Consider the following 8,694-nt stretch of genomic DNA (forward strand, 5'->3'; position numbering starts at 1 on the left):
GATGCCTTCCATTCACTCCCCATCCCGTCGCACTGTCCTGGCGGGAAGTCTGGCCGGTATCGTTGCATCGGGCCTCTACTCAAAGGCATCTGCCCAGGCCGGAGAGCAGATGGGCATGGGAGACCAGTGCCAGGCTGCCGGTCCGGCGATAGTCGAACCCCTTCCCGGACCGGCCCGCAACCTGACAATCGCCTGGAACGAAGCCTCGATCTGCACGGCGGCTGTCCCGGTCGCAAAAGCCAAGGGATTTTTCAAAAAATATAATCTCAATATCGATTACATCAATTTTGCCGGAGCCACGGACCAGCTTCTTGAAGCCCTGTCCACCGGAAAAGCGGACGGCGCACCCGGCATGGCGCTCCGCTGGCTGAAGCCCCTCCAGCAGGGGTTCGACGTCAAGCTTGTGGCCGGATTACATGCTGGGTGCATGTATCTCATGACGACCCCCGCCGCGGGTATCAAAACCCTGACCGACCTGAAAGGCAAGACCATCGGCGTCACGGATATCGGCGGTCCTGATCGTAATTTTTTCAGCATCCGCATCCAGGAAGCCGGTCTCGATCCTGAAACCGATGTGCAGTGGAGACAGTTCCCGGCCGATCTTCTGCCACTCGCACTCCAGCGCGGTGATATTCAGGCCTTTTCTGATGCTGACCCGTTTTCCTACCCACAGCGACGCCAGTTCGGCCTTATCGATATCGACAACAATATGAAAGGCGAATGGGCTCATCTGTCCTGCTGCGTCATAGGTTTGCGCGGCAGTCTGATCCGGAATGAGCCCAAGGTCGCGGCGGCCGTGACGCGCGCCATTCTGGAGGCAGGCGCATGGGTCGCCTGCAACCCGGAAGAAGCCGCCACCATTTTCCAGCCCTACGCCCCCAAGGCAAACGCCGGGGACCTCGCGGCAATGCTGAGGATGCAGGGCCATCACCATCAGACACTGACACAGGATTTCAGGCAGGAAATCGTCCGTTATGCCCATGCCCTGAAACAGGTGGGCATTTTCCGCTCCTCCCTCGACAGTGAACGTTACGCAAAACGCGTCACGCAGGATCTCTTCACCTGATGAGCAACAGCCAGACGATCCCTGCATCCGCCAGCCCCACTGCCAGCAGCGCCACAACCGGACATCTGGCCTTTGCGCCAGCAGTGTTCTGGCAATGGCTGGCTGGCCCCGTCTGGCTGCTGGCCGCGCTGGTGACATGGAAACTGCCTGACCGAGATGATTTTCCCGATACCGGTCAGTTCGCATTCCTGCTTTTTGCCGTCGGCCTCTGCCTGCTGGCCCTGACAGCTATCGGGCGTCTGAGGGAGCGAGCCCCGTGGGCCCTCGTGCTAGGCCTTGGGTTAGGCGCATGGGAAGTGATGCAGGCCAAGTTTCTCCTGCTTCCGCGGCCGTTTTTCGGCACACCACAGGATCTACTGGATGTTTTCCTGACTGACTGGAAGCGCCTTGGAGACAGTCTCCTCCATTCCCTGCTCCTGCTTGTCATCGGATATGTTTCCGGCTCTGTTCTCGGTATTATCACAGGTGTTGCCCTGGGCAGATCCCACCACATTCGGTACTGGGTGCGGCCCATCATGCGACTGATCGGCCCTCTGCCGCCCGTCGCCCTTCTTCCCCTGACATTCGTGATCTTTCCCTCCACACGCCTTGCCGGTGAAGTCCTTATGGCGCTGGCCGCCGGCTTTCCGGTGGCGGTTCTGACGTGGTCTGGCGTTTCGGCTGTAGATCACGCCTATTATGACGTCGCCAGAACGATGGGTGCCGGCGACCGTTTCCTTGTCCTGCGCGTCGCACTTCCTGCTGCCACGCCACAGATCTTCGTCGGGCTTTTCATGGGGCTGGGCGCCTCTTTCGCCATGCTGGTCGTAGCGGAAATGCTGGGCGTTAAATCAGGCTTAGGCTTCTACATGCAATGGGCACAGGGATGGGCGGCTTATCCCAACATGTATGCTGCGCTGATCGTCATGTCCCTGATGTGCACCACTCTCATGACACTTCTCTTCAAACTGCGTGATCATTGTCTCAAATGGCAGAAGAACGGCCTCAAATGGTAACCTCATCCCAACCCGTTCCCCCCCTTGGCCTCACCCTTTCACACCTCAGCCACAGCTACGAGATGCCATCTGGGGCCCGCTCCGTTCTGGATGATGTCAGCCTCGACGTGGAACCTGGCGAGTTCATCGCTCTGATCGGTCCCTCGGGCTGTGGAAAATCCACTCTCCTGCGTCTGGTCGCAGGTCTGGAGACGCCCGACACAGGCACATTGCTGGCAGATGGTGCGTCCATCACCGGACCTGATCCCAGTCGTATCATCATGTTTCAGGACCCGACGCTCTATCCCTGGCGGACCGTCCACAGCAACATATCCCTCGGACTGGATATTCGTGGAGAAAAAAATCCCGAAGCTGTCGCCGCAGCCATCCGCCTTGTCGGCCTCGAAGAATTCTCCAGAGCATGGCCTCATCAGTTGTCTGGCGGCATGGCCCAGCGTGTGGCGCTGGCACGTGCCCTGATCAACAGCCCCCGTATGCTCCTTCTTGACGAACCTCTTGGCAAACTCGACAGCCTGACCCGCCTCGCCATGCAAACGAAACTGTACCGTCTCTGGAAGAGCCAGGGCTTCACGGCCCTGATGGTCACCCATGACGTGGAAGAAGCCCTGCTTCTGGCCTCGCGCGTCATCGTCTTCAGTCCGAGACCCGCCCGCATTCTGGCCGACATCCATGTGGACTGGCCGGAACCACGGCATCGTGAAGATCCTCGCCTTCAGAGCCTGCGCGCCCATATCCTGGAGCAGCTTGAAACCGGCATTTCTCCCTTGGCCACTGCCTGACCTGACGCCCCGGGAGGGATCAGCCCAGAGACCCGCTGACCACCCCACTTCCGGCGCGTTGCGAAGGGCGTGTCCTGTTACTGCCGGACGAGCATGCAGTCACACCCATTCGGATGTCCCGAAACATCAAATAATTTCAAATACATTGATAAAACTATCTCATTTTGCGTTGCCTGTTTTCCCTGTTGAGATCGGATATTCTGTTTTTGACAAGGATTTCCAATGCCTTTCAGCCGTCGTGTCTTTCTCGCGGGCCTTTCCTCGGCGACAGGCGCGCATCTGCTGTCCCGCTCCCGGGCGCTTGCAGCTACCCCCCTGCATGTCGGCGACCAGAAAGGCGGGGCACAGGCCCTCCTCACCGCAGCAGGTCTGACAACCCGATCTCCTGTCCCGCTTCAATGGAGCCTGTTTGCGGGTGCTCCCATGCTGATTCAGGCCCTGACGGCAGGGGCTGTGGATGTCGGCGTGATCGGTGATGCGCCACTCGTTTTCGCACAGGCTGGCGGTAGCCCGATCAAGGCCGTCGCCGCAATTCAGACCGATGGCACGATGACGGCGATCGTGGTGCGTAAGGATAGTCCCATCCGCAGCGTACAGGATCTCAAGGGACGTTCCGTCGCCACACTGAAAAGCCAGACCGGACATTATCTGACGCTCGCGGCGCTGCGGGATGCCGGAATGCATGATGACGACGTCCGCTTTGTCTTTGTTCCTCCCACAGCGGCAAAAATGGCGCTCCAGAATGGCAGCGTCGATGCCTGGGCAACGTGGGGGCCTTATATCGCAGATGCCAAAATAGATGACGGAGCGCGGGAAATCGTGAACGGTGGCCGACTGATGAGCGGTCTGAGCTACGTCATTGCAACAGACGAGGCACTTCAGAGCCAGCGGAACGCCATCATTGCCTATAACCGGCTTCTGCGTGACGGCCATCAGTGGATGCTGACCCATGCAGAAGACTACGCCATGGCATGGAGTAGGGAAACAGGCCTCTCCCTCCCTGTCGCGCGCGAAGTTGTCCGGACTTCCATGGCGTCCGTTGTGCCCATCACTCCAGACATCGTCCGGAAACAGCAGAGCGTTTCCGACTTCATGACTGCAACAAAAATGATTCCGGGCTCATGGGACGCCAAAGCCGTGACCGATCCAACCCTCGCATTCTAGGATATTTTTTTCATGACCGCCTCACGCATTACGCGCGTTCCCTTTGCCCTTGGAGCCTATTTCACGGGTTCAGCCACAAACGGGGACGCCTGGCGCGCGCCGGAAGATGATACAGACGCCGACCTGACATTCGAACGCTACCGTGACTATGTCCTCACTCTGGAAAAAGGGCGCTTCGACGCCATTTTCCTCTATGACAATGTCCTGCCCGTTCCCGACCCTTCGCGCATCGCACGTACGCCTGCCCTTGCACGCTGGGATACCTTCACCCTGCTTGCCGCCCTCGCCGTCACATCTTCTCACATCGGCCTGATCGGCACCGCCTCAACAACTTTCAATGAACCCTATAATATCGCACGGCGTGTTGCTTCGCTCGATGTGCTGAGCGGCGGACGTGCGGGATGGAATGTTGTCACCGCCACCGGAGGCGGCGAGAACTTCAATCTCGTTTCCCATGTCGATCACGCCCTACGCTACGAACGTGCTCATGAATTTGTCGATGTCGTCAAAGGATTGTGGAACAGCATCGAGCCAGAGGCTTTCACACGTAACAAGAACAGTGGCGTGTGGCTCGATCCTTCCCGCGTTCATCCCCTCAATCATAAAGGGCGTTTTTTTCAGGTGGCAGGGCCGCTCAATTCGCCGCCTCCCATTCAACATCCCCCCATTCTTGCGCAGGCGGGTGCCTCCGGCGCCGGAAAGGAACTGGCCGCACGCATAGGCGAGATCATCTATACAGCCGAATATGATATTAACGCTGCCCGCACCTACCGTTCCGATGTTCTTGAAAGAGCGGCCCGCTATGGGCGCGATGATCGGCATATCCGTATCCTGCCGGGTCTCGCTCCGATCGTCGGGAGAACAGACAGCGAGGCCCGGGAAAAATTCGAACGCTATCAGAGCTATCTCGACAAAGCTGATGTTCTGCGGGCCATTTCCCTCTATTCCAGCCTCGGAACAGATCTTTCACAGTGGCCTGAAGACAGACCGATCGAACTAAGCTCCGTCGAGGAAACAAACAGCCATAAAAGCCGCCAGTCACTGATCGTGGACTGGATCCGAAAGACCCGCCCTACGGTCAAAGACATTCTCCATAATTTCACGCGCGGCGGTCATCGTCTCCTGATTGGCACACCGGCCTCCATCGTTGATGAGATTGAGGAATGGTACCATACAGGCGCCTGCGACGGCTTCAACATCATGTTCACATCCGCACCTGGCGGCATAAATGATTTCGTTGAACTGGTCATTCCTGAATTGCAACGAAGAGGTTTGACGCGCAAATTCTATGAAAGCCGTATTCTCAGGAAAAATCTAAGAATTCCTCCCACATGAAACAAGCATCAGCAAACTGTATTCTTTGAAAATCTCATTTGTTGTTTCGGAACGAAACCAACATCTTCACATGATACCTTTATAAAATCCGGAAACATACAATGAGAATTTCTTCGTCCATCATACAATGGAACAGACGTGTGGGCGTGCCGTTAAGCATCGTCTCGGGTATACTTCCTCCCCTGACCGGCTGGGCGCAGACAACCCGCGGCACAATTGCGCAGACACCTGAAGCGGTTATCGTTACGGGCACCCGCTCATCCGTCAAGGCGTCGAAAAGCATGTCGCCCATCGCTATTTTCACAGCGGCTGACCTGAAGAGAACTGGTCAGACCAGCCTGAAGAACGCCATTGTTGCGCTTGATCCTTCAGCAAACAATACGCCGGGATATCCAGGCCAGCTTGGTTTCACTACAAAAACGATGTCACTACGCGGCCTTGGTGCAAATGAAACGCTTGTACTGGTCAACGGGAAACGCCGGCATACCATGTCGTCTGTTTTCTATGGGGGCGCCATGCAGGGCCAGTCTCCCGTCGATCTCGATATGATTCCGATGAGCGCCGTAGATCACATCGAAATCCTGAAAGACGGAGCAGCTGCACAGTATGGTTCCGACGCCATCGCTGGTGTCGTCAACATCATTCTCAAATCCGCAGACCATGGAGGTTCTGTCGATGTCGGATATAACCAGTATGGTTCAAGCGTTGGTCCACTCGGAGATTATGGCAAGGGTGGTAACCTGAATTACAATCAGGGTTTCCGGATAGGACGAGACGGCTTCCTGAACCTGACGGCTGAATTTGTCGGCAACCAGTCCACGAATTATGGCGGTTATGTTCCGAAGACCCAGGGCGGCAGCCCGGTGCTGCTGTATCCATTACTCGCCGACGGTTCGCAAGATCCAAGAGAAAATGGCAACCGTTATCGTCAGATTTCAGGCAGCCCGGAATCTGAACGGCAGAGCGTTGCATATAATCTCGAAATTCCGCTGAACGAAAAGATCCGATTTTACTCCTACGCCACTTATTCACACCGCACGTCCTTCGTCGCGGCTTGGTACAGACCGTCGAACTCGCAGCAAAACATCATGAGCGTTTATCCAGACGGATATCTGCCAACCGATACGACGGAAGACAATGATTTCCAATTCACGAGCGGCTTGAAGGGGGACAACTTCTTCGGCTGGCACTGGGATGGCAGCATCAATTACGGACGCGACGACAGCAGCATCGGCATCCAGAACACCATCAACAATTCTCTCGGCCCAGACAGTCCACACAATTTTCACCTGCAATCTCTGGCAAACTCCGAGCTGACAGCGGATTTCGATATCCGTCATTCATTCCGGACAGGCCTTTTCAAGGATCCTCTTCAGGTCGCGGCCGGTATCGAATATCGCTACCAGCAATACGAGGTGGACGCAGGCGAGCGATCAGCCTGGGCCGATGGCGGTTACGTTAATCCCGCCAGTTACGTCTTCCCCAATGCCACACCCGCGCTTCCCTTCGCGTCCGGCCTAGGCGCAACCTCTCCCTCGCAAGCCGGTACCCATGCACGGATGAATGGCGCGTTCTATCTTGATCTGACGCAGAAAGTGACCGACAAGATAACAGTTGCCCTCTCGGGCCGTGATGAGCAGTACAGCGATTTTGGGAATGCCCTGAGCGGAAAAGCGTCCTTGCGTTATCAGGTCACACCCTGGATCGCCCTGCGGGGATCAGCCAGCAATGGCTTCCATGCTCCCACGCTCCAGCAAGAATATTTCCAGAGCACCGCCCTGTATTATTCCATTCTACCCAGCACGAACCAGCTCGTGCAGTCCTATACAAACTATGCCTCTGTCACGAACGCTGGCGCCCGCGCCCTTGGTGCCACGCCCCTTAAACCCGAAACCTCTCACAACTTCAGCGCAGGCTTTGTTCTCACGCCCCTGAAACGGCTCGATATATCCGTCGACGCCTATCGTATCGACATTTTCAACCAGATTGTTCCCATCTCTGTCTCCGGTGCAGGTGTTTCCGGAGCAACCGTGCTGAATATCCTTCATCAGGACGGCATCGTTCCTAATGACGGCCGTTATTATGGCTACACTTATGAGCGGAACGCAGCCCATACCCGCGCCATGGGGCTCGATCTTCAGGCGCATTACCTCAGCAGGTTCGGACAGGCAGGAAACGTCCTGTGGACCGTCATGATGAACCAGCAGCAGCACCAGATCATGAGAGTCAACCCGCTGAACGTGAATCTCGGCTCAGGCGTCACGGCACTTTATCGCAGTCAGATTGGCAATATCACGGCGATTTATCCCCGAAATACTCTCCGTCTTAGTGGCACGTGGAACATAGACAACTGGAGTACAACCGTCAGGATCTCGCGTTATTCAAAAACCCAGCTCTGGAGTGATCGTGGCGCTGCATACGACCAGACGGTTGCCCCCGCCTGGCTGATGGACTTCGATGTTTCCTATACCTTCCCAAACCGTATCCGGGTTTCAGCGGGCGGCAACAATGTTTTCAATCACCGCCCGCAGACCCTCAGCAAACTGGCACAGGGCGCCCAGTCCCTCCTTCAGGTCAATCCGAACTACAGCTACGCATCGGCTTACGGGCTAGACGGGAGCTATTTCTATGGCCGTGTCAGCTATTCATGGTGACCTAGAACACAGAGACCCTTAAGACACTGACGTTTGCACAGCGGCAGTGCGAGAATAAAGGAAAGATAGCAGCGAATGGACCTTGCAATTCCATGCTTTATTTCAACACCCATACCTGGAAGGTTCGAAAAAACATTAATTGATGTCCCTTGGTTCTGATTTTATTTTTTTGGCGATTCAATTGACGGTTTTCGGGGGAGCTTTTGATCTGTATTTTGAACAGATCAGAGATTATCCCCCGTTAATGACTACGCGCCTGCGCTTAACTTTTCGAGGAATCGGCGCATATTATAGACGATATTGGCGAGGCCGATCCTCATAGTGGCCCCGGTTATGTCCACGGTTCGGATGAACAATCCCGTCTGTGATTTCTGGCCGGCAAAGACATGCTCGACACGTGACCGGATCACGGGCTTTCCAACATTCAATTTCTGGATATGCCAAGGCATAGGTCTGAGATACGCCTTTTTTCTGTGAGCCTTCGAGACAAAGCCCGGCTTTTTCATGAAGGCTTCGTTGGCTTTGGAGCGATCGGCCGTGTCTGCCCATACCCTTACAGGCGCGCTGGTTTTATCCAGCAGCCCATCGATCGCACCCGCTTGTATCATACGCTCGCGGAACAGCCAGATCGTTTTGGCATCCGGCACCCGATCTGAAAGCCCCAATCCCAGAAAGCGCATCTAGGCTCAGGACTCATAGGC

The 8,694-nt window shown here is 56.0% G+C and carries 6 protein-coding genes and 1 pseudogene; 6 read left to right on the plus strand and 1 reads right to left on the minus strand.

Going from position 1 to position 8,694, the window contains the following annotated elements; all coding sequences use genetic code 11:
* Position 1: 1 nt before the first annotated feature.
* From GKA01_RS03040 to GKA01_RS03065, 6 genes are all read left to right on the plus strand, one after another.
* The gene (locus GKA01_RS03040; RefSeq protein ID WP_146859080.1) at positions 2-1,066 is read left to right on the plus strand and encodes an ABC transporter substrate-binding protein; all 1,065 of its coding nucleotides are present in this window, start codon (positions 2-4) and stop codon (positions 1,064-1,066) included.
* Positions 1,066-2,061, plus strand: a complete 996-nt coding sequence (locus GKA01_RS03045; protein ID WP_146859083.1) for an ABC transporter permease — start codon at positions 1,066-1,068, stop codon at positions 2,059-2,061. Before GKA01_RS03040 ends, GKA01_RS03045 begins: the two co-directional genes overlap by 1 nt.
* Positions 2,055-2,840 (plus strand): ABC transporter ATP-binding protein, encoded by a 786-nt coding sequence (locus tag GKA01_RS03050; protein WP_146859085.1) that lies wholly within the window; start codon positions 2,055-2,057, stop codon positions 2,838-2,840. The genes GKA01_RS03045 and GKA01_RS03050 overlap by 7 nt, the downstream gene beginning before the upstream one ends.
* 222 nt (positions 2,841-3,062) lie before the next feature.
* The gene (locus tag GKA01_RS03055; protein ID WP_146859087.1) at positions 3,063-4,004 is read left to right on the plus strand and encodes an ABC transporter substrate-binding protein; all 942 of its coding nucleotides are present in this window, start codon (positions 3,063-3,065) and stop codon (positions 4,002-4,004) included.
* Positions 4,005-4,016: 12 nt separating this feature from the next.
* A complete protein-coding gene (locus GKA01_RS03060) occupies positions 4,017-5,339 on the plus strand; it encodes an LLM class flavin-dependent oxidoreductase (protein WP_146859089.1) in 1,323 nt (440 codons plus the stop codon).
* A gap of 101 nt (positions 5,340-5,440) precedes the next feature.
* The gene (locus GKA01_RS03065; protein ID WP_146859091.1) at positions 5,441-7,993 is read left to right on the plus strand and encodes a TonB-dependent receptor plug domain-containing protein; all 2,553 of its coding nucleotides are present in this window, start codon (positions 5,441-5,443) and stop codon (positions 7,991-7,993) included.
* Between the two features lie 248 nt (positions 7,994-8,241).
* Here GKA01_RS03065 and GKA01_RS03070 read toward each other — a convergent pair.
* Positions 8,242-8,673: pseudogene (locus tag GKA01_RS03070) on the minus strand (transposase); the annotation flags it as partial.
* Positions 8,674-8,694 lie beyond the last annotated feature (21 nt).

Origin of the sequence: Gluconobacter kanchanaburiensis NBRC 103587 (genome assembly GCF_007988905.1) — a bacterium.
Taxonomy (GTDB): Bacteria; Pseudomonadota; Alphaproteobacteria; order Acetobacterales; family Acetobacteraceae; genus Gluconobacter; species Gluconobacter kanchanaburiensis.

Excerpts from the sequence above, each read along its gene's own strand:
- GKA01_RS03040 (WP_146859080.1), top strand. The coding sequence starts at position 2 with ATGCCTTCCATTCACTCCCCATCCCGTCGCACTGTCCTGGCGGGAAGT.
- GKA01_RS03060 (WP_146859089.1), top strand. The coding sequence starts at position 4,017 with ATGACCGCCTCACGCATTACGCGCGTTCCCTTTGCCCTTGGAGCCTAT.
- GKA01_RS03055 (WP_146859087.1), top strand. The coding sequence starts at position 3,063 with ATGCCTTTCAGCCGTCGTGTCTTTCTCGCGGGCCTTTCCTCGGCGACA.
- GKA01_RS03050 (WP_146859085.1), top strand. The coding sequence starts at position 2,055 with ATGGTAACCTCATCCCAACCCGTTCCCCCCCTTGGCCTCACCCTTTCA.
- GKA01_RS03065 (WP_146859091.1), top strand. The coding sequence starts at position 5,441 with ATGAGAATTTCTTCGTCCATCATACAATGGAACAGACGTGTGGGCGTG.
- GKA01_RS03045 (WP_146859083.1), top strand. The coding sequence starts at position 1,066 with ATGAGCAACAGCCAGACGATCCCTGCATCCGCCAGCCCCACTGCCAGC.